24 protein-coding genes are annotated in these 25,605 nt (G+C 60.5%); 8 read left to right on the top strand and 16 right to left on the bottom strand.

Going from position 1 to position 25,605, the window contains the following annotated elements:
• Nucleotides 1-127: 127 nt before the first annotated feature.
• Nucleotides 128-772: a hypothetical protein gene (locus ISX84_RS15275; RefSeq protein ID WP_195821240.1), complete on the bottom strand. Its 645-nt coding sequence runs from the start codon at nt 770-772 to the stop codon at nt 128-130.
• Nucleotides 765-1,583, bottom strand: coding sequence for an ABC transporter ATP-binding protein (locus ISX84_RS15270; RefSeq protein WP_195821239.1), 819 nt, complete (start codon nt 1,581-1,583; stop codon nt 765-767). The genes ISX84_RS15275 and ISX84_RS15270 overlap by 8 nt, the downstream gene beginning before the upstream one ends.
• Before the next feature lie 88 nt (nt 1,584-1,671).
• Here ISX84_RS15270 and ISX84_RS15265 point away from each other — a divergent pair, with 88 nt between their 5' ends.
• Complete coding sequence (locus ISX84_RS15265; protein ID WP_195821238.1) at nt 1,672-1,851, top strand: hypothetical protein; 180 nt, start codon at nt 1,672-1,674, stop codon at nt 1,849-1,851.
• Between the two features lie 53 nt (nt 1,852-1,904).
• Here the strand turns inward: ISX84_RS15265 and ISX84_RS15260 are convergent, their stop codons facing one another.
• Nucleotides 1,905-3,875, bottom strand: coding sequence for an AMP-binding protein (locus ISX84_RS15260; protein WP_195821237.1), 1,971 nt, complete (start codon nt 3,873-3,875; stop codon nt 1,905-1,907).
• Nucleotides 3,876-4,101: 226 nt separating this feature from the next.
• Between ISX84_RS15260 and ISX84_RS15255 the strand changes: the two genes are divergently transcribed.
• Both ISX84_RS15255 and ISX84_RS15250 read left to right on the top strand, forming a co-directional pair.
• A complete protein-coding gene (locus ISX84_RS15255; RefSeq protein ID WP_229884328.1) occupies nt 4,102-6,015 on the top strand; it encodes a hybrid sensor histidine kinase/response regulator in 1,914 nt (637 codons plus the stop codon).
• Nucleotides 6,012-6,713, top strand: a complete 702-nt coding sequence (locus tag ISX84_RS15250) for a response regulator transcription factor (protein WP_195821235.1) — start codon at nt 6,012-6,014, stop codon at nt 6,711-6,713. The genes ISX84_RS15255 and ISX84_RS15250 overlap by 4 nt, the downstream gene beginning before the upstream one ends.
• 40 nt (nt 6,714-6,753) lie before the next feature.
• Here the strand turns inward: ISX84_RS15250 and ISX84_RS15245 are convergent, their stop codons facing one another.
• The 3 genes from ISX84_RS15245 to fdhF are packed head-to-tail and all read right to left on the bottom strand — an operon-like array spanning nt 6,754 to nt 11,338.
• Nucleotides 6,754-7,947, bottom strand: coding sequence for a Zn-dependent hydrolase (locus ISX84_RS15245; protein WP_195821234.1), 1,194 nt, complete (start codon nt 7,945-7,947; stop codon nt 6,754-6,756).
• The gene (locus ISX84_RS15240; protein WP_195821233.1) at nt 7,940-8,569 is read right to left on the bottom strand and encodes a hypothetical protein; all 630 of its coding nucleotides are present in this window, start codon (nt 8,567-8,569) and stop codon (nt 7,940-7,942) included. The genes ISX84_RS15245 and ISX84_RS15240 overlap by 8 nt, the downstream gene beginning before the upstream one ends.
• Nucleotides 8,570-8,572: 3 nt before the next feature.
• A complete protein-coding gene (fdhF, locus tag ISX84_RS15235; RefSeq protein ID WP_195821232.1) occupies nt 8,573-11,338 on the bottom strand; it encodes a formate dehydrogenase subunit alpha in 2,766 nt (921 codons plus the stop codon).
• Between the two features lie 198 nt (nt 11,339-11,536).
• On the opposite strand from fdhF, the gene ISX84_RS15230 reads away from it, so the two are divergent.
• Genes ISX84_RS15230 through ISX84_RS15220 form a run of 3 tightly spaced genes read left to right on the top strand, consistent with a single transcriptional unit; the run spans nt 11,537 to nt 13,878 of the window.
• Nucleotides 11,537-12,190 (top strand): histidine phosphatase family protein, encoded by a 654-nt coding sequence (locus ISX84_RS15230; RefSeq protein ID WP_195821231.1) that lies wholly within the window; start codon nt 11,537-11,539, stop codon nt 12,188-12,190.
• 12 nt (nt 12,191-12,202) lie between these two features.
• Nucleotides 12,203-12,820, top strand: coding sequence for a glutathione S-transferase family protein (locus ISX84_RS15225; protein WP_195821230.1), 618 nt, complete (start codon nt 12,203-12,205; stop codon nt 12,818-12,820).
• Nucleotides 12,817-13,878: a saccharopine dehydrogenase gene (locus tag ISX84_RS15220; RefSeq protein WP_326838744.1), complete on the top strand. Its 1,062-nt coding sequence runs from the start codon at nt 12,817-12,819 to the stop codon at nt 13,876-13,878. The genes ISX84_RS15225 and ISX84_RS15220 overlap by 4 nt, the downstream gene beginning before the upstream one ends.
• On the opposite strand, the gene ISX84_RS15215 is transcribed toward ISX84_RS15220, so the two are convergent.
• Genes ISX84_RS15215 through ISX84_RS15195 form a run of 5 tightly spaced genes read right to left on the bottom strand, consistent with a single transcriptional unit; the run spans nt 13,875 to nt 18,486 of the window.
• Complete coding sequence (locus tag ISX84_RS15215; RefSeq protein ID WP_195821229.1) at nt 13,875-14,606, bottom strand: SDR family NAD(P)-dependent oxidoreductase; 732 nt, start codon at nt 14,604-14,606, stop codon at nt 13,875-13,877. The genes ISX84_RS15220 and ISX84_RS15215 overlap by 4 nt on opposite strands.
• A complete protein-coding gene (locus ISX84_RS15210; RefSeq protein ID WP_229884327.1) occupies nt 14,603-15,154 on the bottom strand; it encodes a DUF3833 domain-containing protein in 552 nt (183 codons plus the stop codon). The genes ISX84_RS15215 and ISX84_RS15210 overlap by 4 nt, the downstream gene beginning before the upstream one ends.
• Nucleotides 15,155-15,170: 16 nt before the next feature.
• The gene (locus tag ISX84_RS15205) at nt 15,171-16,406 is read right to left on the bottom strand and encodes an MFS transporter (protein ID WP_195821227.1); all 1,236 of its coding nucleotides are present in this window, start codon (nt 16,404-16,406) and stop codon (nt 15,171-15,173) included.
• Nucleotides 16,403-17,161, bottom strand: a complete 759-nt coding sequence (locus ISX84_RS15200) for a DUF1365 domain-containing protein (protein WP_195821226.1) — start codon at nt 17,159-17,161, stop codon at nt 16,403-16,405. The genes ISX84_RS15205 and ISX84_RS15200 overlap by 4 nt, the downstream gene beginning before the upstream one ends.
• Nucleotides 17,158-18,486, bottom strand: a complete 1,329-nt coding sequence (locus tag ISX84_RS15195; RefSeq protein WP_195821225.1) for an NAD(P)/FAD-dependent oxidoreductase — start codon at nt 18,484-18,486, stop codon at nt 17,158-17,160. The genes ISX84_RS15200 and ISX84_RS15195 overlap by 4 nt, the downstream gene beginning before the upstream one ends.
• 255 nt (nt 18,487-18,741) lie before the next feature.
• Here ISX84_RS15195 and ISX84_RS15190 point away from each other — a divergent pair, with 255 nt between their 5' ends.
• Both ISX84_RS15190 and ISX84_RS15185 read left to right on the top strand, forming a co-directional pair.
• Entirely contained in the window at nt 18,742-19,266 is a 525-nt protein-coding gene (locus ISX84_RS15190) for a sigma-70 family RNA polymerase sigma factor (protein ID WP_195821329.1), read from the top strand.
• An 8-nt stretch (nt 19,267-19,274) separates the two neighbouring features.
• The gene (locus ISX84_RS15185) at nt 19,275-19,937 is read left to right on the top strand and encodes a ChrR family anti-sigma-E factor (protein WP_195821224.1); all 663 of its coding nucleotides are present in this window, start codon (nt 19,275-19,277) and stop codon (nt 19,935-19,937) included.
• A gap of 86 nt (nt 19,938-20,023) precedes the next feature.
• Here the strand turns inward: ISX84_RS15185 and ISX84_RS15180 are convergent, their stop codons facing one another.
• The 5 genes from ISX84_RS15180 to ISX84_RS15160 all read right to left on the bottom strand — a co-directional run bounded on the left by ISX84_RS15180 (nt 20,024) and on the right by ISX84_RS15160 (nt 25,594).
• On the bottom strand, nt 20,024-21,118 hold the full coding sequence (locus ISX84_RS15180) for a mandelate racemase/muconate lactonizing enzyme family protein (RefSeq protein WP_195821223.1): 1,095 nt from the start codon (nt 21,116-21,118) through the stop codon (nt 20,024-20,026).
• A gap of 4 nt (nt 21,119-21,122) precedes the next feature.
• Nucleotides 21,123-22,073, bottom strand: a complete 951-nt coding sequence (locus ISX84_RS15175; RefSeq protein ID WP_195821222.1) for a 2-hydroxyacid dehydrogenase — start codon at nt 22,071-22,073, stop codon at nt 21,123-21,125.
• The gene (locus tag ISX84_RS15170) at nt 22,074-22,922 is read right to left on the bottom strand and encodes a fumarylacetoacetate hydrolase family protein (RefSeq protein ID WP_195821221.1); all 849 of its coding nucleotides are present in this window, start codon (nt 22,920-22,922) and stop codon (nt 22,074-22,076) included.
• Between the two features lie 102 nt (nt 22,923-23,024).
• Nucleotides 23,025-24,836 (bottom strand): IlvD/Edd family dehydratase, encoded by a 1,812-nt coding sequence (locus ISX84_RS15165; protein WP_326838743.1) that lies wholly within the window; start codon nt 24,834-24,836, stop codon nt 23,025-23,027.
• Nucleotides 24,833-25,594 (bottom strand): SDR family oxidoreductase, encoded by a 762-nt coding sequence (locus ISX84_RS15160; protein ID WP_195821220.1) that lies wholly within the window; start codon nt 25,592-25,594, stop codon nt 24,833-24,835. Before ISX84_RS15160 ends, ISX84_RS15165 begins: the two co-directional genes overlap by 4 nt.
• Nucleotides 25,595-25,605 lie beyond the last annotated feature (11 nt).

The raw sequence follows: 25,605 nt of genomic DNA, 5'->3' as shown, positions 1-25,605 counted from the left end.
GTTAACCTTTTGTTCAAAAAATATAACAGAAAGAGAAGGTTCGTGAGGGTATGGTTGGGTCGCACAAAGAGTGGGCAACCTGGCCAATCGCATCGCATGTCGCATATCATTCTGACGCTGCGCGACATCAGACGCACTCCTTGGGCCAGTTCTCACAGAAACGTTCCATGAATTTGTTTTTGTCAGACCAAATCCAGCGGACATCAACAGTCGCCCAAGGCGCCTCACCAACGTCTTTGACAGCACAGAATATCGCTTCGGTCGTTCCATTGTCGACGTCACGGACGGCCCGTCCGCACGCCCGCACGCCCCATTCGTCGCGACTGACGGTTGCTAGTTTCTTGAGCTCGAAACCGTCTTCATTGTTCGTCAAATATGCATTCCAGGTCGCGGCCAGGTTCGCCACCACGAAACTGTAAGACAAAACCTGGCACTCCAAACTCCAGCTGAGTGGTCTGCGCTGGTACAGATACCAGGCATCCGTGTCACCCACCCAAACCCGGTCACCTGCCGAAAGCTTGCGGTCTGCGGGATGATGGGCGTTGAGCGCCTCAAAACGCCAGTATTTATCCACTCCAACGACAGCCGCGCTTTCAACTTTCGGAACACAGTTCTCGAAAGCGGCACGGATCAGGTCATCTCCGGTGTAGTCCGCCAAGGCGGGTTTCGACAGTAAACACAAGCCAAATAGACCGACCGCCACGCACCGACGCAATACCGATGTGATACCGACGCAAAACCGACACGCCACCGACGGGGCCACTTCAATCATGCGCGACCCCCAGATAAGCGTCGATCACCGCCTGATTTCCGCGCACCTCATCGGGCGTCCCGTCGCCGATCTTCTTGCCGTAATCCATCACCACCACCCGGTCCGACAGATCCATCACCACACCCATGTCATGCTCGATGAGCGCGATCGTCGTGCCGAACTCGTCATTCACGTCGAGGATGAAGCGGCTCATGTCCTCTTTCTCCTCCACGTTCATCCCCGCCATCGGCTCGTCCAGCAGCAGAAGCGACGGCTCCGCCGCCAGCGCCCGCGCCAGCTCCACGCGCTTTTTCAACCCATAGGGCAGCCGCGAGACGGGCGTCTTGCGGATCGCCTGAATCTCCAGAAAATCGATAATCTTTTCAGCGACTTCCCGATTCTCCGTTTCCTCTTTCTCCGCCTTGCCCAGCCAGAACGACTGCGAAAACAGCCCGGTCTTCATATGGGTCAGCCGCCCGGTCATCACGTTGTCCAGCACGCTCATGCCTTCGAACAAGGCAATGTTCTGAAATGTCCGCGCGATACCTTGCTGCGCCACCTGATAGGGCTTCATCGGCGGCCGCGGCGCACCCTTGTAGAACACCTGCCCCTCCTGCGGCACATAGAACCCCGAGATGACATTCAGCATCGAGGATTTACCCGCCCCATTGGGCCCGATGATCGCGCGAATTTCCCCTTCGCGGATGTCAAAGGAGATGTCCTTGATCGCCTCAACTCCCCCGAATCGCAGGGTAATATTGCGCATCTCCATGACCACGCCGCCGATCTTCCGGCCGTCCTCGGTGGTGTAGCCTTCCGTCTGATCAAGCATGGTTTACCCCCGCCGTGCGCCAACTCCGCGATAAATTAACCATTCTCTGTCTAAGGTGACGAACGGAGCAGCAAAAAGGAACGTCACAATGCGCAGCGATTGGGAACGCACCTGCCTGATGTCGATGGCCACCAAACGCAAACGCCAAGGCCTCAGCCGCGCTGAGGCGATCCAAGACATCGACGCCGCCCTGCGCGGCTTTTCCACACGGTTTCACATCAGCCGCGCCGTCAGCGCCGCTTACAACGGACCGATCACCGAATTCTAAGCGCGCCCTTCGGGAGGGTGGGCGGGGCGATGGCGCAGCCGAGCGTCGTCCCATCATTCCGCAGCCATCTTCTGTGCAACCGCCTGCACCGCAGCCGACCGTACTTCCAGCGTTGCTGAAATCGAGCCCTTGCGGCCGTCCTCATAGGTCACTTCCGTGACCGTATCGACGGATGTCGACCCGTCATAGAGCGCCGCGATGATATCGGCGTATTTCTCCTCGATGATCCGGCGGCGCACCTTCCGCGTCCGGGTGAGTTCCCCGTCATCGGCATCGAGTTCCTTGTGCAGCACCACGAATCGGTGCACCTGACAGCCGGACAGCATTTCGTCCTGCGCGACCGACCGGTTCACCTCTTCCATGTGGTCCTGGATCGTATCCATGACCTGCGGGTGCCGCGCGAGCTCCTGATAGGAGGCATAGCCGATGTTGTTCCGCTCGGCCCAATTGCCCACGGCCGTCAGGTCAATGTTGATGAAAGCCGTGCATTCATCCCGCCCGTTCCCAAAAACCACCGCCTCCAGAATATTCGGGAAGAACTTCAGCTTGTTCTCCACATACTTCGGCGCAAAGAGCGCACCCGAGGCCATCTGCCCCACATCCTTCGCGCGGTCGATGATGCGCAGATGCCCGGTGTCCTCCTCGACGAACCCTGCATCCCCCGTGGCGACCCAGCCCTCGGCGTCCTTGGTGTCCGCCGTGCTTGCTGCGTTCTTGTAGTACTCAACGAACACGCCCGGCGAGCGATAAAACACCTCACCGTTCTCCGCGATCTTCAACTCCACACCGGGGCAGCAGACGCCCACCGTGTCACTGCGCACTTCGCCATCGGGCTGCGCCGTAATGAACACGGTGGCCTCAGTCTGGCCGTAGAGCTGTTTGAGATTGATCCCCAGAGAGCGATAGAAATCAAAGATTTCCGGGCCAATGGCCTCGCCCGCCGTATACCCCACGCGCACCCGGGAAAACCCGAGCGTGTTTTTCAGCGGACCATAAATGAAGAGCTCACCCAGATTATACTTGAACCGGTCCCACTGGCTGACCGGTTCGCCGTCCAGAATGGCCGACCCCACCTTGCGCGCCTGTGCCATACAGACGTCAAAGAGCCACTTCTTGAAGCGCCCCGCATCCTCCATCCGGATCATCACATTGGTCAGCTGCGTCTCGAACACACGCGGCGGGGCGAAGTAATAGGTCGGTCCAATCTCCCGCAGATCCACATGCATCGTGTCGGCGCTTTCGGGGCAATTCGTGCAGAACCCCGTCCACATCGCCTGCCCGACCGAGAAGATGAAATCGCCGACCCAGGCCATCGGCAGGTACGCCAGAATATCATCGCTCTGCCGCAGATCATCGAATTCAGAGGACGACTTCGAGGTCTCGATCACATTGCGATTGCTCAGCACCACGCCCTTGGGCTTGCCGGTCGTGCCCGAGGTATAGAGCATCACACAGGTGCTGTCGTAGTTCAGCTTATCCTGTCGTGCTGTCAGCTCACCCAGCAGCTCATCGCGCTTGGCCCGCCCCACGTCCTGAATGTGGCTGTATTGATGCAGCCTGGAATGATCGTATTTCCGCAAACCCCTGGGGTCGAGGTAGACCATCTGCTCGAAGTTCGGCAGCTCGGCCTGCACTTCGATCACCTTGTCGACCTGCTCCTGATCCCCCACAATCACAAAGCGCGCGCCGCAATGGCTGAGCACATATGACATCTCTTCCGCAACCGCATCCTGGTAGAGCGGCACGGGCACGGCGCCGCACATCTCGGCCGCCACCATGGACCAATAGAGCTTGGGCCGGTTACGCCCGATGATCGCGACAAAATCCCCTTCGGCCACCCCCAGATCCAGCAGGCCCAGCGCCAGCGCTTCGATCTCTTCGCGCGTCTCCGCCCATGTCCAGCTCTGCCAGATGCCATACTCTTTTTCACGATACGCAGGCGCGTTCGCAAACTCGGTGGCATTGCGGTGCAACAGCGCCGGAACGGACTGCGGTCCGTCAGCGCCCTTGGTGCGATCAGTCAACTGTTGTCCTCCCAGACCTTGTCTTTTGCAGACAAGCGCGGCGCTGACGCCGTCATATCAGTAACAATGTTGCTTTTAGGCTCGGCGTCAACTTTTTCGTTATGATTTCTCAATCCTTACGAATTGTTACACGCATCTCTCACACCGCTGTGTCGGACGATTTGGATTTTCACCGCCTCAATCCATGATAGGTTTGCGCCGTCCGCGCGCAGTTACAGGAGCAGCATTGGCCCTTTCCGATTCCAGAACGCAAGAGCTGACCGCTGCCGGTCTCAACCTGATTGGTCAGTCTCTGACGATCTACGATTCCGACCTGCAACTGGCCGTCTGCAACGGCCCGTTTCAACGCATGTTCGATCTGCCGGATGCCTTGGTCACACCGGGTGCCACTTTCGAGGACACGATCCGGCATCTGGTCAGGCGCGGGGAGTATGGCGATGTGACCGACATTGACGCCTTTGTGGCTGAACGGGTGGAACAGGCGCGCGCGTTCGAGCCGCACTACATGGAACGCACACGCTCGAACGGGCGTATCATCAGCGTGGAAGGGGCCCCGCTGCCCCAGGGTGGGTGGGTCACGGTTTACACGGACATCACGCGCACCAAGCGACAAGAGGCCTTGCTGCAAAGCCGGTCGGAGGAATTGTCCGATCAGCTCAACACCTATGCAGAGGAACTTTCCAGCACGAACCGCGCGCTGGCTGCCATGAATGCCGCGCTGCAGGAAGCCAAGCGTGAACTGACAGAGATCGAAGCCCGCACCCGGCTCACCACGGAAATGATGCCCGCGCATATCGCGCATATCGATGCAGCAGGACACTACACCTATTCCAACCGACAACTCAACGCGGTGATCCCGGGACGCCCCTCAGACATTCATGGCATGCACATCAGCAGCGCCCTGGGCGCCTCCGCCTACAACCGGATCGTGCCGCATCTGGAGCAGGCCTACGGGGGACAGGCCTCCGTTTTCGAGTTCACCGATGATGCCAGTGCGCGCCGCATCCGTGCGGCGTTTACCCCCGACACCCGGGGGGGCATCTACATTCTGTCCATGGATGTGACCGCCGAAATGCAGGCCCGCGTGGCCTTGCAGCAAACCCACCGCCGTGCTCTCGCAGCTCAAATGACCTCTGGCCTGACCCATGACTTCTCCAACCTGCTCACGATCATTCTTGGGCTACAATCCAAGCTCTTGCGGCACCAGGGTCTGCCCGGTGACGTGATCGAAATGGCCGAAGGCACGCTGGCCGCGGCCCGACGGGGGGGTGCTCTGCTGAGCAGCATTGCGGGCATGACCGAACAGCGCGCCCTGCGCCCCAGCGCCACCAGTCTTCGTCAGTTGATGGATGACCTGCGCAGGCTTGCGGATCACACCTTGCCGGAGGGCATCGCGCTGGATCTGGATGTATCTGCGCCCGAGGGTCTGGTGATGCTGGACGGTGGCATGGCGACGGACAGCCTGTTGAATCTCATCCTCAACGCCCGTGATGCCTGTGGCGCGACGGGTCGGATTCTGGTCAGGCTGCGCATCGTGCATGAGACCTGGATTGAATGGCAGGTCACGGACACGGGGCCGGGCTTTTCGGACCGCGCGCTCAGCCACGGGTTCGATCCATTTTTCACCACCAAAGGGGCCGAAGGGTCCGGGCTCGGCCTGCCGATGGTCTACGATATGACGAAGCTCGCAGGCGGCGATCTGCGGTTGGAAAACACCGATACCGGCGCCCGCGTGGTGCTGCGACTGCCCTTCAGGCCGGCGGTGGAAACCCCGCAGGCGCTGGTGCTGCTGGTGGAAGACCGCGATGATCTGCGCGCCCTCTATCGGGATATGCTGACCGATCTGAATCACTCGGTCATTGAGGCGGTTAGCGCCGATGAAGCCAGCGCCTTGATGGCGGATCTGCCGGAAATCTCATTGGTGCTGTCGGATATTCAGCTGGCCGGAGACGCCACGGGCATCGACCTCGCGCAGCGTCTGATCGGTGTCGTGCCGGTCATCCTGATGACCTCCCTGCCTGCGGACCACGCGCTGTACCAATCCGCCCAGAGAATTGCGCCTCTGCTGCAAAAACCATTTACGGCAGAGGACATCAGCGCCGTCCTGGGCCCGTCAAACAGCAAGGCAATCGCCTCATGACCGCGCCCTTGGTGACCATCCTCGACGATGAACCGGCCATCCGTACCATGCTGACCGACGCGCTGGAGGAGGCAGGCTTTCGCACGCTGAGCTTTGCCCGCGCGCAGGCCTTCACCGCGGCACTGGCGCAGCATCAACCGGACGTCTGTCTTGTCGATCTATCGCTGCCCGACACGGATGGCCTGACGCTGGTGCACAAGTTGGCGCTTGAACAGGGGGCGATTGTCATCATCATCTCGGGCCGGGCGCTGGTGCAGGACAAGGTGACCGGTCTGGAACTGGGCGCGGATGACTACATCATCAAACCCTTCGATCCGGCAGAGGTCGTTGCCCGCATCCGGGCCCGTCTGCGCACCTCGAAGCCCGCAGCCGCAGCAGGCCAGATTGCCCGCTTTTCCGGGTGGCAGGTGTTCTTCGACCAATATCTGATAGAAGACGCGGAGGGACAACAAACGCCCTTCTCCCATGCCGAAGGCGAGGTGCTGCGGCTGTTCCTCGAAAACCCCAAAAGGCTGATCAGCCGCGCACAGATGCAGGACCACTTGGGCGGTGCGGCCAGCGAAAGCTTCGACCGCGCGATGGATGTGCGCATCTCCCGCCTGCGCACCAAGCTGCGCGAAGATCCAAAGAACCCGCAGCTGATCAAAACGATCTATGGCGCGGGCTACATCTTCCTCGGCGACGTCGCCTGGAGCTGACCGCTGGCAGACAGCAGGTAGGGTGGGCTTCAGGCCACCCTTAGACGCACACCCCAACCGCCTGCGCCAAAACCTTCAGACCCGTCACCAGATCCGCTTCACGGGTATCTTCCTCAAACGCGTGGCTGATGCCGTCAATCGATGGCACAAACAACATAGCGACAGGCATCAATCGCGATAGATTGGTGGCGTCATGCAAGGCACCGGATGTCATTCTGCGCCAGCGGCCCGGCACAATGGATCGTGCCGATTGCACCAGAGCGTCTTGCAATCCCGCATCCATGGCCACCGGCTCCAACCCCAGCATCGGCCCGTAAGAGAGCTGCATCCCGCGCTGTGCAGCAACCTCCTGCGCCGTCTCGCGGATGATCTGTTCCATGCGCTGTAACCGGTCAGCATCGGCATCCCGCCACTGCATCGAAAACACCGCCCGCCCCGGCACGATCGAGGAGGCATTGGGATGCAGGCTAACATGCCCAATGGTCCAGACTGTCTGCGGGGTCACCACGTTCTGAAACCGCGCATCCAGCAGTGTATTGAAAGCTGACACAGCCTGAAACGCATCCCGGCGCAGTGGCATCGGGGTTGTGCCAGCATGGTTTTGCTGCCCCTCAAAGGTGACTTTCATGTCGCGAATACCGACGATATCCGTGACCACCCCAACTCTTTCTCCGCTCGTGTCCAGCGTGGGGCCCTGTTCGATATGCATCTCGATGAACCCGGTGAACTGCGCGGGATCAACCTCGCCCGTAACCATATCCGCCACGGCCTGCCGCGCCTGTGAAAGCGGAACGCCCGAGTGATCCGTCAGCGCATCTGCCTGCCTCTGCGACATGTGGCCTGACCAGACCGCAGATCCTGTCGTCACGCCAAAGCGGCCTTCCTCATCCTGAAAGGAGACAACCGAGACAGGCGGCCCATCACATTCGCGCGTCGCGCGGGCAATCTCCAATGCGGCGATCACGCCAAGGGCGCCATCCAGCCAACCGCCCTCGGGCTGGCTGTCACTATGCGAGCCCAGAAGAATGGATGGAGCTTCCGTCAGGCCAAACAGATTGCCCATGGGGTCAACCGCGACCTGCAATCCGGCTGCGCGCATCTGGTCCGCCAGCCACCGCCGCGCGGCCACATCGGCCTCCGAGTAGGCCGGGCGCACAACACCCTTGCCGACGCCAGCGGCTCCGAAGGACCGCAGCTTATGCAAATCAGTCAGGAAACGATCTGGGCTAACCATGACGTTCACCTACGAAGTAGCTCACTCTTCCATCCGCAAAAATCTCGACTACACTCTCGTCGCCTAGAAGAACAAATACTCTATCGAAAACAAGCCTCGGTAGTCGACTATCCAAAAGGGCTGCTACAGTTCCCGTTTCTAGTGACAATAAACTGGCGTTTGAATTTGGATAAATGAGAAGCCATGCACCAGCTGCGTAGGGCTTATTGGCCTTGCGCGCAATCGCGCGAATGACATCATCAACCAATGCTCGTTCTGGAGTATCCCCAAGCGCGCCGCTCGCAAAACGACCAACGGCAAATCGGGTAGTGTCTGATGCATCATGTCGGGCCTGCGCGATCGCGCGGCGTTCCTCGGGAATAGTGGCCTCGGTGATTTCTAAAGAACGTAGACCGCCGGGCATCTCAAGACAGAAATCGGCCTTGTTGTGATCATCCTGCCACGTCGCGACAATGTTACCGGCAAGCTGACGACTCGAACCTGCCCTGTACAACAACTGCAACAGGCACCACCATTCCTTCCACCTTTGGTCTTCACGCTCAGGCCGAAAGGCCTGCTCTCTGCTCCCTTCAAGCCAGCTTTTCAGGTCTTCTAGCTCTTCCGGAAATCTGACCGTTCTCAAATCCTACTCTGCCGCAACAGCCCCTTTCGCCTTCTCAACACGCACGGCGGAATATTTGAATTCCGGGATCTTGCCATAAGGGTCAATTGCCGGGTTGGTCAGAATATTCGCCGCCGCCTCGACATAGGCAAAGGGGACAAAGACCATATCGGGGGCCACCGCGCGATCCTCCCGCGCCATGATCGAAATGCTGCCGCGCTTGGTGGTCAGCACCACATGCTCGCCGGGCGCTACGTCCAGTTTGCGCAGCGTGGAGGGGTGCAGCGAACAGTTCGCCTCGGGCTCCAGACCATCCAGCACCGCAGACCGCCGGGTCATGGAGCCGGTATGCCAATGCTCCAGCTGGCGCCCCGTGGTCAGGATCATCGGGAACTCTTCATCCGGCACGTCATCGGGGGCAATCACACTCGCGGGTGTGAACCGCGCACGCCCTTCCGGCCGCGGGAATCCATCGCCAAAGACAATTGCCTGACCGGGGTCTTCCGGGCTGAGCGACGGGTAGGTCACCGCGTTTTCGCCCATCAACCGGTCCCAGGTGATGTTCTCCAGGCTGCGCATATTGTGCTTCATCTCGGCAAAGACATCCGCCGGGCTCTCATAGGTCCAACCAAGGCCCAGCCGCTTTGCCAGTTCAACCTCGATCCACCAGTCTTCCCGCGCCTCACCGGGCGGGGACACTGCCGGACGACCCATCTGCACCTGCCGGTTGGTGTTGGTCACGGTGCCCGATTTCTCGGCAAAGGCGCTTGCCGGCAGGATCACATCGGCGAAATTCGCGGTCTCCGTCAGGAAGATATCCTGCACCACCAGATGATCCAGTTTGGCCAGGGCTGCGCGGGCGTGTTCCACATCCGGATCGGACATCGCCGGGTTTTCCCCCAGCACATACATGCCCTTGATCTTGTCCTCATGCACCGCATCCATGATCTCGGTCACGGTCAGACCGCGTTCATTCGAGAAATCCGCAGAGCCCCAGACCTTAGTAAAGGCGGACCGCACACCGTCATCTGTTACCGGCTGATAATCCGGCAGGAACATCGGGATGAGCCCCGCGTCCGATGCACCCTGCACGTTATTCTGACCACGCAGCGGGTGCAGGCCAGACCCTGGACGCCCCACCTGCCCGGTCATCAGCGCAAGGCTGATCAGGCAACGGGAATTGTCGGTGCCGTGAATGTGCTGGCTAACCCCCATGCCCCAGAAGATCATCGCCGCCTTGGCGCCTGCAAAAGTCCGCGCCACATCGCGCAGCACTTCGGGTTCAATGCCACAGATCGGGGCCATGGCTTCAGGCGAGAAGTCCGCTAGATGCGCCTTCTCGGCCTCCCAATTCTCGGTATAGGCGTCGATGTATTGCTGATCAAAGAGGCCTTCCTCGACAATCGTATGCATGATCGCGTTCAGCATCGACACATCCGCGCCAGGGCGGAATTGCAGCATGTGGCTGGCAAAGCGTTTCAGCGCCTGCCCACGCGGGTCCATCACGATCAGCTTGCCACCCCGCTTGGTGAACTGTTTGAAATAAGTCGCCGCCACAGGGTGGTTCTCGATCGGGTTACACCCAATGGCAATGGCCACATCCGCATTCTCGATCTCGTTGAAGGTCGCGGTAACGGCACCCGATCCCACATTCTCCATCAGCGCCGCCACCGAGGACGCGTGACACAGCCGCGTGCAGTGATCCACGTTGTTGTGGCCAAACCCTTGCCGGATCATCTTCTGGAAAAGATAGGCCTCTTCATTCGTACACTTGGCGGAGCCAAAGCCAGCAATCTCACGCCCCCGGCCCTTCATGCCTGCAGCCGCAAAATCCAACGCCTCATCCCAACTGGCCTCGCGAAAATGCGTCTGCCAATTGCCCGGGTCCACATTCAGCCCCTTGGCGGGTGCATCCTCACGTCGGATCAGCGGCTTGGTCAGCCGGTGATCATGGTGGATATAGTCGAACCCAAAGCGCCCCTTGACGCACAACCGCCCTTCATTCGCCGGGCCATTAATCCCTTCGACATATTTGACCTTGTTATCCTTGACCTTCAGCGAGACCTGACACCCCACGCCGCAGAAGGGGCAGATGCTCTCGACTTCCGCGTCAAAATCCGCGCTGTCCCCCACCTGGTCCTCATCAACGACAGTGGCGGGCATCAGCGCCCCCGTCGGGCAGGCCTGCACGCACTCACCGCAGGCCACACAAGTGCTATCGCCCATCGGGTCCGCCATATCAAAGGTCGGGTAGGCATCATGCCCCCGCCCGGCCATGCCGATCACATCATTGACCTGAACTTCGCGACAGGCCCGCACACAGAGCCCGCATTGAATGCAGGCATCCAGGTTCACCGACATCGCCACATGGCTGTCATCGAGCAGCGGAATACGCCCCTCTTCCAGCTTAGGAAACCGGCTCTCGGACACGCCATTCAACTCTGCCATCTCCCACAGATGGCTGGACTTGTCATGCGCTACCTCCTGCTCCGGCTGATCGGCCAGCAACATCTCGACCACCATCTTGCGCGCGCCTTCCGCCCGCGCGGAATTCGTGGTCACAACCATCCCCTCGGAGGGCTCCCGAATACAGGAGGCCGCCAGCGTGCGCTCCCCCTCGATCTCGACCATGCAGGCACGGCAGTTCCCATCCGGGCGATACCCCGGTGCGGGCTTGTGACACAGATGCGGGATCACCAGCCCACGACCGTTTGCGACTTCCCAAATGGTCAGACCAACCTCGGCCTCAACCGTCTGGCCGTCCAGCGTAAAGGTGATTTTGTCGCTCATCGCACCCGTCTCCCACAAAATTCCGCCCGACTATAGCGACGGCACATCCCCCACCGTAGCCCCAATCCCGACACCTCGCACAGGATTCACGGCAGAAAGTTTCCGATAAGAGGCACCTGTCTATTCATTGTTCCGCAAATATGCCCGCCGGAGGCACCCGCCCTTTCCACCGCCCGACCGCTCGCCTATGAAGAGCCAATGTCTCACATCACTCTCATACGCCACGGTCAGGCCAATTCCGGTGCCCAAGATGAAGCCAGCTACGACAAACTGAGCGCACTCGGCCATCAACAATCCGCCTGGCTGGGCACCCATCTGCGCAACCAGAATCAGCATCACGTGCGACTCTACACCGGCACGTTGAAAAGGCATATTGAAACAGCCCGCTCCATGGACACCGGGCTGACGCCCACGCGGGATGCGCGCCTCAATGAGCTGGAATACCTGACGCTGGCCCGCGCGCTGGAGGAAGAACACGGCATCCCCTTTCCAACCGATCAGGTCGGATTCACCACTCATTTGCCACAAGTCTTCGCCTATTGGCAGCGCGACGAGATTGCGGGCGCGCCAGAACGGTTCAGCGATTTCGAAGACCGGGTGGGCGCCGCGCTGGCAGAGATCGCGGAAGGCGACGGCCCCGCCCTTGTGGTGACCTCGGGCGGGTTGATCTCCATGGCGATGCGGCAGGTGCTCCGGCTCGACATCACGGCGATGGCGCAGATGGCACTGGCCATCTACAACACCTCCCAACACCGGCTGTTCCCAATTGGCGGCACGCTGTCGCCCACCATGTTCAACGCCATCCCACATCTTGAAGACCCGGATCGGCACTATGCCCAGACCCATGTTTAAAAGGAGATCATGATGCGCCTTTACTATGCCCCGCGGACGATTTCGATTGCTGTGGCCATTGCTCTGGAAGAAGCAGGGCTTGCCTACGAGCCGGTGCTTGTGGATTTCCAGTCCGGAGAGCAGAAAAAGCCCCAGTATCTGGCGTTGAACCCAAAAGGGCGCGTGCCGACACTGGAGACCGATGCGGGGACCCTGCTCACCGAAACGGGTGCCTTGCTGGACTATGTCGCGGCCCTTGCGCCGGGGGCTAATCTGGTGCCTGCAAACCCTGAGCGGGCCGCCCAGATGCGCAGCGTGATCCATTTTCTGGCAGCAACGATGCACGTGAACCACGCGCATATGCGCCGCGGCGACAGATGGGCAACGCAGCAATCGAGCTTTGACGACATGGCGGCCAAAGTGCCCGAAACCATGACCGACTGCGCGCGTTACTTCACCAGCGACTGCCTCGAAGGCGACTACGTTCTCGGGGACAGCTTCTCCATCGCCGATCCACATGCCTACATGCTGTGCAGCTGGCTCGAACGGGACAACGTGTCCCTGGATGACTTCCCGGAGATCAAGGCCTATCTGGCGCGTATGGCAGCGCGCCCATCAATCCAGACGGTCACCGCCAAGGGCATGCTGTGAGCCAGCTGCATCTTTGGGTCCGGGCAGAGCAACGCGACAATGAAACCCGTGTTGGACTGACCCCGAAAGGGGCCGCCTCCCTTCTGGCAACGGGCATGAAGGTCAGCGTCGAACACTCTCCCACGCGTGTCATCCCGGATGCGGCCTACGTCGACGCAGGGTGCCAGATGGAGCCCTCCCACAGCTGGTCCGACGCCCCCGGGGACGCGATTATCTTTGGCCTCAAGGAACTGCCCGAGGACGGCACGCCGCTGCGTCACCGCCACATCATGTTCGGACATGCGTTCAAGGGGCAGCCTGCCGGGGTGCGTCTGTTGCAGCGCTTCAAGGCGGGCGGCGGGACCTTGCTGGACCTCGAATATCTGCTGGATGATGACGGGCGCCGGGTGGCGGCCTTTGGCTATTGGGCCGGATATGCAGGTGCTGCGGTGGCGCTGACGTGCTGGGCGGCGCAACAGACCGGTGGCATCGCTGGTCCGATCACCGCTTACGACAGTTCCACCCACTTGCTGTCCGAATTGCAGGCTGATCTCGTGGCAACGGGCAGCCACCGACCCAACGCCCTGATCATCGGCGCACTGGGGCGCGTCGGCAAAGGTGTTGCCGATCTCTGTACGGCCATGGGTGTGGCGACCACCAAGTGGGACATCGCGGAAACTGCTTCGGGCGGTCCCTTCCCGCAGGTGCTGGCCCATGAGCTGTTTTTCAACTGCGTGCTGGCCCGTCCCGGCACGCCGGTCTTCGTGCCGTCAGATGCGCCAACCCGCCCGCGCAGGCTCTGCGTGATTGGCGATATCGCCTGTGACCCGGACAGCGATTTTTCCCCGATCAAGGTCTATGACAGGACCACGACCTGGGACGCGCCCGCCCTGCGGGTACATGCCGAACCAGTGCTGGATGTAACCGCCATCGACAACCTGCCGTCGATGCTGCCCCTGGAGAGCAGCGAGGACTACGCGGAACAATTGCTGCCGGTGCTGGCCCAGCTTGGGACACCGGACGCGCCCGTCTGGGCTCGTGCCGCACAGACCTTTCGGGACCACGCCGCACGGCATTAGGAAAAAATCCGGAAATACAGCCAGTCCGGCAGCAGCTGGCTGCCCCGGAACACCAGTGAGAAGAGCCGCGGAAAGCTCAGCTTGAACCGGTCGCTGTTCATGTGTTTGAACATGTATTCCGCAGCCTCTTCAGGTGTCATCAGGAAGGGCATCTTGAAATCGTTCTTGTCGGTCAGCTGCGTCTTGATAAAGCCGGGATTGGCCACCTGCACCTGCACCCCGGTCTGCCGCAGATCGGCATACATGCACTCCGCCAGTGACATCGTCCCGGCCTTGGACGCGGTGTATCCGATGGACCCCGGCAAGCCGCGAAAACCGCTGAGACTGCCGGTGATCACGATGTGGCCCGCATCCCGGCGCACCATACCCGGCACAACGGCGCCCATGACACGCATCAACCCGGTGAAGTTGATATCCGCCATGGCGGTCGCCTGATCCGCATTCCATTCCTGTGCGGGAAAGGGCCAGTACACCCCGGCCAGAAAAACGATGCCATCGACCGGGCCAACGGCTTCTGCCGCCGCCTTGACACTTTGATCGTCGGCCACATCGACCATCTGGTAGCTGCCGTCCGACGGCAGCGTATCGACCAATTCCTTCAACTTGTCCTCTGACCGGGAGGAGACAATAACATGGGCCCCTGCCGTACTGAGACGGGTGGCCAGCGCAGCCCCGAGACCGTCACCGGCGCCGACCAGCCAGTACCGTTTCCCGTTCCAGTTTTTCATGTGATGTCCTTTGGCCGCATGGTGGCGACCAGTTCGGCGACCTTGATCCCGAACTTGCGAAACTGGGACCGGTTCATGATCGTGCCGTTTGGCGTCAGGTACATCCAGTCGACGGTGTTCAGGACATGCCCACCGGACCCTTCGGGCAACCTGATCCGGTATCTCAACTGCACCGTTGGTCCGAGTTGCTGCCCCGATCCCTCCCCCACCACATCATCGGCCCGTGCACAGATCTTGCCGTGATCGTCGATCTGCAAATGCCATTCGCGGTCCTGAACGCTGCCGTCGTCGTAGACAAAATGCTCTTTCATCGAGCCCGAATTGCCCTCCCACGTGGCATCGAAATCTGCAACAAACCGGCTGCTGACCCGCCCTGTCGGGCCGTAAATGACGCCTTCACAGAGGAGCGGGCCATTGAGATGTTTACGGATGTCAAAGTCCGGTGTGCCGTCTTCGTAATCTTCCGATTTTTGCGCTGCAAATCCGACGATGCGTTTGCAGAGCCAAAGGGCCACCAGAGCGGCCACGGCACCGAAAGCCAAAAACATCCATTCACTCATCGTCTCAGACCTCGCTCAGATCGGTGATGGCCAGCAAGGCGATGGAGATCACCTTGAGACCGCAGGGAACCGCAGCATAGAGGATCGCCAGCAAGGCTAGCGTCTCTGGACTGTTCTGCGCCGCGCTGCCGCTTTGAAACCCCGCCCGCTCCAGCATCGGCAACAGGGTGACGGCGGCAAAGGCCAGTGTGAGTTTCGACACGAAAGACCAAAGCCCGAACCCCTCCGCCGCGGAAGGCGAAATCCGCGCCATCCGGTTGGCAAAAATGGCGGGCATCAGCGTGAGGTCAGCCCCCAGCGTCGCCCCGGACATCACACAGATAATCGCGAAAAACACCCAGTCGCCAGGGCCCAGCGTCAGTGTCAGCCCAAAGGCGCAGATTGCCAGGATCATGGCAACGATCAACACGTCTTTTGGGCCAAATCGCTCGGCCATCGCGCCCCAGAACGGCGCGGCAGCAGCAGCCGACAGGAAGAACACCAAGAGAAGCGGCCCTTCGAAACCCGGGGCGTCCAGTTTGCTTTCGACAAAAAACAAAAACAGGGTCGAGCTGACGGCAACGGGGGCCGCGTTTACCAGCGCGATCAGCAACAGGCGGCGCGCCAGCTTGTCCTTCAAAACCACGCCGAAGCCGGTGGATGCCGCGAGGCCAGCCGTGCTCCATTCCGACTGCATGGCCAGAGCGGCGATCACGGCAAGGACGGCGAAACCTATGGCAAACCACGCAAAGGGCGCGGCAAAGATCGATGCCAAGGCAACGGGTGCCACCGCCGCGACACAGACACCCAGCAGCGCGCCGCTCTCGCGCCAGCGTGCCAGCCGGAAATGGCCCTGGCCGGACATGCGCGTGCCTTTCATCACCCCCTGGGCGTAAAAGTTGATGGTCAGAAAGCTGAAGGCGGAAAACACCAGTGTCAGTGTCAGGCCGAACCAGACCAGCGGTGGCAGAACTGGCGGAATTGCAAAAAGGCCGACCATCGCCAGGGCGATCACGGCGCAGCCTGCGGCGACCGCGATAGCCCGCTGATCCCGCAGCTTTTCCGCCAGCTTGCCCAGCAGCGGATCCTGCACCACGTCCAGCAGCCTAAGGCCAAAGAGGACAGCCCCGAGAGCCGCCAGCGACACGCCGTATTCATCCACGTAAAATTTTGGTGCGTGGATATAGATGGGCAGGCCAGCGGCTGCCAAAAGCGCAGCGAAAAGGGAATAGGCCGGTAATCGCTCGCTGTCCTGCGTCACCGTGAGATCTCTTTCTCAGGTGGCACCGGACGGGCCCGATACCGCGCGCCCTTGGCCCAGAGTTTGAGCGCCTGCCAATGGATCAACGCAAGGACACGACGTGCGCCCAAAGGCCGGAGAAAGGCGGAACGCAGGATGGCCCGATTGGTCAGCGGCTTGCGTTTGCCGGTCAGCGTGGCGATCAATCCGCCGTTGCCTCGTGTGTAGTCGATCCAGATGCCGATGCGCGCATCGTTGATGTCGAAGCGGAAGCTATACCCACCCTCAATGGGCTGAAACGGTGAGACGTGGAAAATCTTTTGCGCCGTGAGCGTGTCGCAGGGCTCAATCGGACGCAGATCGGGGTGGTGGCACAGGTAGCTGTGGCGATCACCAAAAGTATTGCTGACCTCGGCAATCACCGTGATCAACGCGCCATCGTCACGGCGGCAGAGCCAAAAGCTGACCGGGTTGAACACATGTCCCAGCATACGCGGCTGCGCGAGCAGTTCGATCTGTGCCACGCCAGTGATCTGATGCTGCTCCAGCACCTCGCGCACCCAAAGCGCGCCACGACCCACTTTGGGTGGGCCGCCATGATCGCTGTCATGCAACGAGGTCAGCGCCGATCCGTTGCGCGCAAAAAGGCGTGGGCAACGCACCTGTGCTTCGGCATCCAGCAGGATGTAGTCTACGGAATAGCGAAAGGCATTCTCAATGGCGCCTTTGCGACCGTGAAACGTCAGGCCCGAGATATGATCGACCCGGGCGGTCATTCAGCGGCAACCCTGTCCCGCTGCACAAGGCGCAGGCTGCGCACCACGTCCACGGCGCTGGACAATCCGTCTTCGTGAAAACCGTTTTTCATCCAGGCACCACAGAACCACGTATTCGCTGTCCCGTTGAATGCTCTGATGTCCTTTTGCGCCTCAAGCGCTGCCAGATCATAGACCGGGTGGCGCAGGGTCACCGCGTCATAGATCAGCTCTTCGCGGATCTGGCGTTTGGTGTTGAGGGTGACGAAATGCGGGTCATCCTGCGGAATGGGCTGCAAGGAGTTCATCCAGTACGTGAGGTCGATCCGGTCGGATTGGGCGTCCTTTTCTTCGGTGTAGACCCAGCTGGCCCAGGTCTTGCGGCTTTTCGGCATCATGTCTGTGTCCGCATGCAAAACGATGTCATTCGGCTGGTAGGCAATGGCGCCCAACGCTTTCTGCTCCTGCGGTGTCGGATCACCAATCATCCGCAGTGTGTCATCCGAATGAGTGGCGAAAATCACGTGATCGAAAACCTCAGGGGCGCCGCCAAAGGGATGCAGGATCACATGGCCAGCCCCCCGGGTCACGGATTTTATGGGCGCGCCAAGCCGGATGTCGGTGCCTACGCCCTCCAATGCCGCCACCAGACGGCTAACGTATTGGGTGGATCCGCCGTCAACCGTGTACCACTGGTGCTGTCCGTGCACGCCGAGCAGCGCGTGGTTCTTGAAGAACTCGATCATGGCATAGGCGGGGAAATCCATGATCTTTTCTGTCGGCGTCGACCAGATCGCCCCCGAAAGCGGCAGCAGATAGTAGTCGCGGAACCACCTGCCGGTCCCGAGCTTTTCGAGAAAGGCGCCGAGGCTCAGGCTGCGATCCTCTGCGATGCTGACCGCGTGTTTGTTGAACCGCAATATATCACGCACCATGCCCAGAAACGCAGGGGTGACCGCGTTCCTGCGCTGCGCAAAAAGGGCGTCGAGCGAGGTCAGCGCATATTCCAGACGCCCGCCGTCGATGGACGCGCCAAAGCTCATGTTCGACTCCACAACCGGCACGTTCAACTGTTCAAACAGGGCCGTCATATAGGGGTAGTTTGCGCGGTTGAAGACGATGAAACCGGTGTCGACGGGCTGGTCACCACGTTTGCCCGCCATCACCGTCCGGGCATGGCCGCCCAGCCGCGGCTCCGCCTCGAACAAGGTAACGTGGCAGTCCTTGCCCAGCATGAAGGCCGCCCCCATCCCCGAGATACCGCCGCCGATGACGGCGACTTTTCGGGTTGTTCTGCGAATGTCAAAAGGAGCAAAGGTGCCTTCGGTCAGGGCTTCAAAGGGCATAAAGGACGTGTCCGGTCTTTCTGGTTGCAGTGCCATGTATACGGCGTGTTGGATAAAATGGATGCATTGCATTAAAAACAAAGTTTTTTTGATCTACTTCTGCACGTGCAGCGTAATCTGGACATGTTGGCGGGTGTAGAACCAGATGTAACAGATACAAGTACACGATCAGTGGGCACACCATTGGCGGCACCTGCGGTATCGATGAAGAAGGCTGGGCAAAGAAAAGTGACTGCAACGACCGGACCTGCGCGGATGCTTTGGGTGGAGCATGTGGCCCGTATCCGTGACGATCAAGATACGCAGGCATTTGCCGAGTTGTTTGCCCATTTCGCCCCCCGGGTGAAGGGCTTTTTGATAAAATCCGGTGCGGATGCCTCTCTGGCCGAGGAGTGCGCGCAGGACGTGATGGCGACGCTCTGGCACAAGTCGCATCAGTTCGATCCCGCCCGGGCTTCCGTAGCGACGTGGATTTTCACCATCGCGCGAAATCGGCGCATTGACCTTATCCGCCGGCAACGGCGACCGGAACCGGAGGACCTGACGTGGGGTCCCGAAGAAGAACCAGATCAGGAAGATGTCCTGACACTGCAACAGGAAACCGAAATTCTCGGTGCGGCGCTGGCAGAGTTACCGGATGCGCAGCGGGAATTGATTGAAAAGGCGTATTTCGGAGATCTGACCCACAGCGAAATCGCCGCCGAAACCGGTCTGCCCCTGGGCACGATCAAATCGAGAATTCGATTGGCGCTGGACCGTCTGCGCCATGCAATGAAGTGAAATGAAAGATGACCGAGACAATCAAACATCACCTGAATGACGCCATCCTGATGGCCTATGCCGCGGGATCGTTACCCGAGGCCTTCAACCTGATGGTGGCCTCTCATCTGTCGCTCTGTGACAGCTGTCGGGCGCAGGCGGAGAGCTTTGATGCTCTGGGCGGTGAAGTACTGGACCAGATGCGCAATGATGAAGTGGCCGACCTTCAGCCGGAAAGCCTTGAGGCGACGCTGGCGTTGATCCTCGGAGGTCCCGTGGATAAACCGCATGTAGCCGAGACCAATGTCTGCGCCGTGCTGCCCAAGCCGCTGCGTGACTATGTAGGCGGGGATCTGGAAGCGATCCGTTGGAAGCCGGTGGGCATGGGGGTCAAACAGGCTATCTTACCGACGTCGAAGGACGCCTCTGCCAGGTTACTCTTTATCCCTGCGGGCACCGCGATGCCAGATCACGGACACCACGGGACGGAGATGACCATGGTGCTGAAGGGGGCGTTTCAGGATGAGGATGATTACTTTGCCCGTGGCGATGTGGAGATCGCGGACAGCGACATGCATCACACGCCTGTGGCGGACATTCACGAGGATTGCATCTGTCTGGCCGTGGCCGACGCACCGCTGCAGTTCGACCGGCTGATCCCGAAGATTGCACAGCGGTTTCTGCGGATCTGACCTTTGCGTTCAGGACAAGCCGCGTGATTTGCATATTTTTGGAACAATGAAGCGGCGTTGGTCCGGTTGTCATACTACCGTTCGCGTTACAGGCGCACCTCAAACGGCACAAGCTCTGGCCAGTCGAAGACGACGCCCACCCCGGGATCATCGGGGGCCACCGCTCGGTGCTCCTTTATGACGAGGGGGCGTGTTGTGTAGCGGTCAATCGGGAAGCTGTGCACTTCGATCCAGCCGGCGTGCGGTTGCGCAGAGACCAGGCTGACATGAAGTTCCTGCATACCGTGGCTGCACACCGGAACATCTGCCTCTCGCGCCAGGTTGGCGACCTGTAACCACCCGGTGATCCCGCCACAATTCGAGGCATCGGGCTGGACGAACCCAAGCTCTCCCTGTGCCAGCGCCATCTCGAATTCATGGATCGTGTGCAGGTTCTCTCCCTGCGCAACGGCCATGCCTGTCGCCCGCGTGATCTCGGCATAGCCTGCGTAGTTATCCGGGATGATCGGCTCCTCGAACCACAGGATGTTCTGATCCTTCACCGCATTTGCCAGCGAGATCGCCTGCGGCACCGTCATCGAATAATTCGCGTCGATCATAAAGGCCGCATCCGGCCCGATCTGCTGGCGTACCGCGCGGATGCGGTCCACATCCTCGGCTTCGGTGGGTTGCCCGATCTTGATCTTGACCCCGTTCAGGCCGGCATCCAGATAGCTCTGCACGTGCTTGAGTAACTTCGGCAGTGGGTAGGCCAGATCAATGCCACCGCCGTAGGCTTTGCAGGTCTTGCCCGCGCCGCCCGCCATTTGCCACAGCGGCTGACCCGCTGCCTGACAGCGCAGGTCCCAGAGCGCGATGTCCACCGCCGAGATTGCAAAGCTCAGGATGCCACCACGCCCAACGTAATGCATATGCCACTGCATCGCATCATAGAGCGCTTCGACATCCGCGGCCTCCTGCCCTACCAGAAAGGGTGCCAGATCGTGGGTGATCAGAGCGGCGGTCGCATGACCGCCGCGCCCTCCGTTGTATGTATACCCCGTGCCACGGCGACCGTCCTTCAGCATGACTGTCGCCGTGATCAGGTGAAAGTGACTGTGAGAGCCATGTTTGGCATCCACCAGCACTTCGTCCAGCGGGACATTGAAGAGCCGGGCCGTGACCGAGGCGATCTGGCTCATGGGCTTACATATCCGCGCATTCCGGGACCGGGCTGATGACCGTGCCGTCCTGCAGGTGCTGCAGAAGGTTATCTACCGTCAGCGCCCCCATGGCGGCGCGGGTCTCCAGCGTGGCGCTGCCCACATGGGGCAACAGCACGACGTTGTTGAGTTTGCGCAGCGCTTCGGGCACATGTGGTTCTGCCTCGAACACATCCAGCCCTGCCCAGCCAAGACGCCCGTCCTGCAAGGCAGCGATCATCGCCTCTTCATCCACAACCGTTCCACGGCTGACGTTGATCAACGTGCCCTGCGGCCCCAGCGCATCGAGCACCTCGCGGTTGACGATCTTGTTGGTCGCGGGCCCGCCGGGCGTGATGCAGATGAGCGTATCCACATCCCGCGCCATTTCGACAAGGTCGCCGTAATACGTGTAGTCGACGTCCTTTTGGCTCCGCGAGTGGTAGACAATCTTTGTCCCCCACGGCGCGAGCTTGTCCGCAATCGCCTGGCCAATCCGGCCCAGACCCAGAATGCCCACGGTCTGATTATCCGCCGAGCGCGTCAGCGCCGAATTACCCTCTGTCTCCCACCGTCCGGACCGCACATAGGCATCGTCGCGCAGCAATTCGCGGTAGCAGGCCAACATCAACAGAACGGCCGTGGTCCCGACCTCGGCGTTCAGCACATTTGGCGTATGTGTGACCACAACGCCCCTGGCCCGCGCCGCATGGGTATCGATGGCGTCATATCCGACACCGTAGCAGCTGATGGCTTTGAGGTTGGGCATCGCCGCCATGAATTCGGGCTTTACCCCATCGTGGCCATTGGTCGCCACATATTCGATGCCATTGCCATTTGCCGCCAGCCACGCCTGCGGATCCTCCATATCCTGTGCCCGGTGAATGGTGAATTTCTCACCCAGACGCTCCAGCATCACATCCGTCGCGCCACCAATCATGAAAAGCTCGGCCACCTATGCGTCCTCCGTCACGGTTTGGCGCTGCGCACCCAGACCTTCGATGGTTAACTCCATGACGTCCCCCTTCTTGAGGTAGACAGGGTCGGGCTTGATGCCCATGCCCACGCCCGGTGGCGTGCCTGTGGTGATCACATCCCCTGGATGCAGCGTCATCAAAGACGACAGATGTTCGATGATCTCCGCAACGGTGAAAATCATCGTCGAGGTGGTTCCGGTCTGCATCCGCTTGCCGTTTACATCAAGGCTCATGGCAAGGTCTTGTGGGTTCGGCACCTCGTCACGGGTCACCAGCCACGGCCCTGTTGGCCCAAAGGTGTCGCAGGATTTGCCCTTGGTCCATTGCCCCGTGAGCTGCGTCTGAAAATGCCGCTCGCTTACGTCGTTCACAACACAATAGCCCGCGACGTGATCCAGCGCGTTTTCCTTGCTCACGTATTTCGCGGTGGTGCCGATCACCACGCCCAGTTCGACCTCCCAATCGGTGTGGGTCGATCCGCGCGGCATGCTGACATCGTCATAAGGGCCGACAATGGCGGAGTTGGCCTTGAAAAAGAGGATCGGATGCGCGGGAATGTCCGCGCCTGTCTCCGCCGCGTGGTCAGAGTAGTTCAACCCGATGCACAGGAACTTCCCGATATTGCCGACACAGGCCCCGATGCGCGGGGCACCGTCAACCACAGGCAAGCTGGCAGGATCAATTGCGCGCAGCTTTTCAAGCCCGGCATCCGACAACACGTCTCCCGCAATGTCGGCAACATGCGCTGACAGATCGCGCAGGGTCCCCTCGGCATCCAGCATTCCGGGCTTCTCTGCGCCCCTCTCCCCATATCGCACAAGTTTCACGTCTCTTGGTCCTTCTCAGTTTGCGGGTAGGGTGGGCTTTCAGGCCACCGCTCTTTAGCGCCACGCCAGAGGCGCGCTAGTGATTGTCGCCCCGAGGGCGCACTAATGGTTATCGCGCGGCATGAACCGACGCGATATATCCTGGTACTTGTCGGCGTCCTCCAGGATCATGCCCTGGTCAAAGCGGCCGACTTTTTCGCGGAAATACTGCTGCCAGGGCGACTGGCTCTCCGGCGCGTCATAGCCGCCCGCTGCTTCGAACGCGCGCGCCCGTTCAGCAAGTTCATCCAGCGGCACCAGCATGTCGGCGGTGCACTTGTTCAGGTCGATCCGCACCCGGTCCCCGTTTTTCAACAGCGCAAGCCCACCGCCCGCCGCCGCTTCGGGCGACGCGTTCAGGATCGACGGGCTGCCAGAAGTACCCGACTGACGTCCGTCCCCTACGCAGGGCAGCGCCTCGACGCCCTTCTTCAGCAGATACGACGGCGGCCGCATGTTCACCACTTCCGCCCCGCCGGGATACCCCTTTGGCCCCGCGCCACGCATGAAGAGCACGCAGTCTTCATCGATGCTCTCCGCCGGGTCATCGATCCGATGATGAAAATCTTCCGGCCCGTCAAACACGACCGCGCGCCCCTCGAAGGCGTTCATGTCGTCCGCATTTGACAGGTATTTCGCGCGGAAGGACTTGCTGATCACGCTGGTCTTCATGATCGCGCTGTCAAAGAGGTTGCCGGTCAGGTTGATGAACCCGGCCTGTTCTTTCAACGGCTCAGACACCGGCTTGATCACCTTGGTATCTTCGCTGCGCAGATGCCCGCAGTTTTCCGCCATCGTCTTGCCATTGGCGGTGATCACATGCGGGTGCGGCAAAAGCCCTGCCGCGATCAGCTCTCCCACCACTGCGGGCACACCGCCCGCGCGCTGGTAGTCCTCGCCCAGATATTCGCCTGCGGGCTGCAGGTTGACCAGCAGTGGCACGTCGTGGCCTACGGCTTGCCAGTCATTATTGTCCAGCGGCACCCCCAGATGCCGGGCAATTCCGTTGAGGTGAATGGGCGCATTGGTCGAGCCGCCAATCGCGGAATTGATCACGATGGTGTTCTCGAACGCCTCACGCGTCATGATGTCGGAGGGCCGCAGGTCTTCCCAGACCATGTCGACAATCCGCCGCCCCGTCTCATAGCTGATCTGCCCCCGCTCACGATAGGGCGCAGGGATCGCCGCCGAGCCTGGCAGCTGCATGCCCAAGGCTTCGGCCAGTGAATTCATTGTCGTCGCCGTGCCCATAGTGTTGCAGTACCCAACCGACGGGGCCGATGAGGCCACCAGTTCCATGAACCCATCGTCATCAATCTCACCCGCCGCGAGCATCTCGCGCGCTTTCCAGACGATGGTGCCTGAGCCTGTGCGCTCGCCCCGGAACCAACCGTTCAGCATCGGACCAACTGACAATGCAATCGCCGGGATATTCACCGTCGCAGCCGCCATCAGCAGCGCAGGCGTGGTCTTGTCACACCCGATGTTCAGCACCACGCCATCCAGCGGATAGCCAAAGAGCGTCTCGACCAGCGACAGATACGCCAGGTTCCGGTCCAGCATCGCCGTGGGCCGCTTGCCGGTCTCCTGAATCGGATGCACCGGCACCTCGATACAGGTGCCTCCGGCGGCAATGATCCCGTCGCGCACCCGCTTGGTCAGCTCCAGATGGTGCCGGTTGCAGGGGGACAAATCACTGCCCGTCTGCGCGATCCCGATGATCGGCTTGCCCGACTGCAGCTCTTCCCGCGTCAGCCCGTAGTTCAGATAGCGCTCCAGATAGAGCGCGGTCATTTCCGGATTGTCCGGGTTCATGAACCACTTGCGCGACCGTAAGTCCTTGATCTCAATCTTCTTGGTCCCAGAATCTGTCACTGTCCTGACCAGCCTCCGTCAATGATATGGGGATGCCCCGTTGTAAATGCGCTCTCGTCGCTGGCCAGATAAACGACCAGCGCCGCGATCTCCTCGGCTGTGGCCACGCGGCCCATGGGTTGGCGCGAGACGAACTGCGTCATCGCCTCGTCCTTGCTGCCCAATTGCTTGCCCAAGGCGTCCACCCGGTCATGCCAACTCGGGCTTTCCACCGTGCCGGGGCAGATCGCGTTGCAGCGGATACCCTTGGACACATAGTCCACCGCCACCGATTTCGTCAGCCCGATCACCGCCGCCTTCGTGGTGCCATAGATGAAACGGTTCGGCGCGCCGATCACGCTGGAGCAGGCCGAGGACATATTGATGATCGATCCACCCCCGCGTTCCAGCATCCCCGGCAGGGCCGCACGGATTGTGCGCAGCATCGACCGCACGTTCAGATCAAAGGCAAAGTCCCATTCGTCATCGGTTGCGTCCAGCACAGACCCATGATGCACAAAGCCCGCACAGTTGAACAGAACGTCCGGCTGCGCCCGCGCCACCCCGGCGGAGACACTCTCATCGCTGCGGGCGTCAAGTTCGAAAATTTCGATATTTTCGTGATTCGCCTCCCGAATCGTGGAAAGCGCATCCATGTTGATGTCGGTGGCAAAGACCTGCGCACCTTCTGCCGCCATGGCCAAAGCACTGGCGCGCCCGATCCCCTGACCAGCCGCTGTCACCAACGCCCGCTTTCCCGTAAGCCGTTGCCCTGTCATAAAAAAGTGTC

The sequence above is a fragment of the Roseobacter sp. MH60115 genome (assembly GCF_015644665.1).
Lineage (GTDB): Bacteria > Pseudomonadota > Alphaproteobacteria > Rhodobacterales > Rhodobacteraceae > Roseobacter.
Note: the sequence above shows the minus strand (reverse complement) of the source record. Positions and strands in the feature narration are given on the sequence as shown.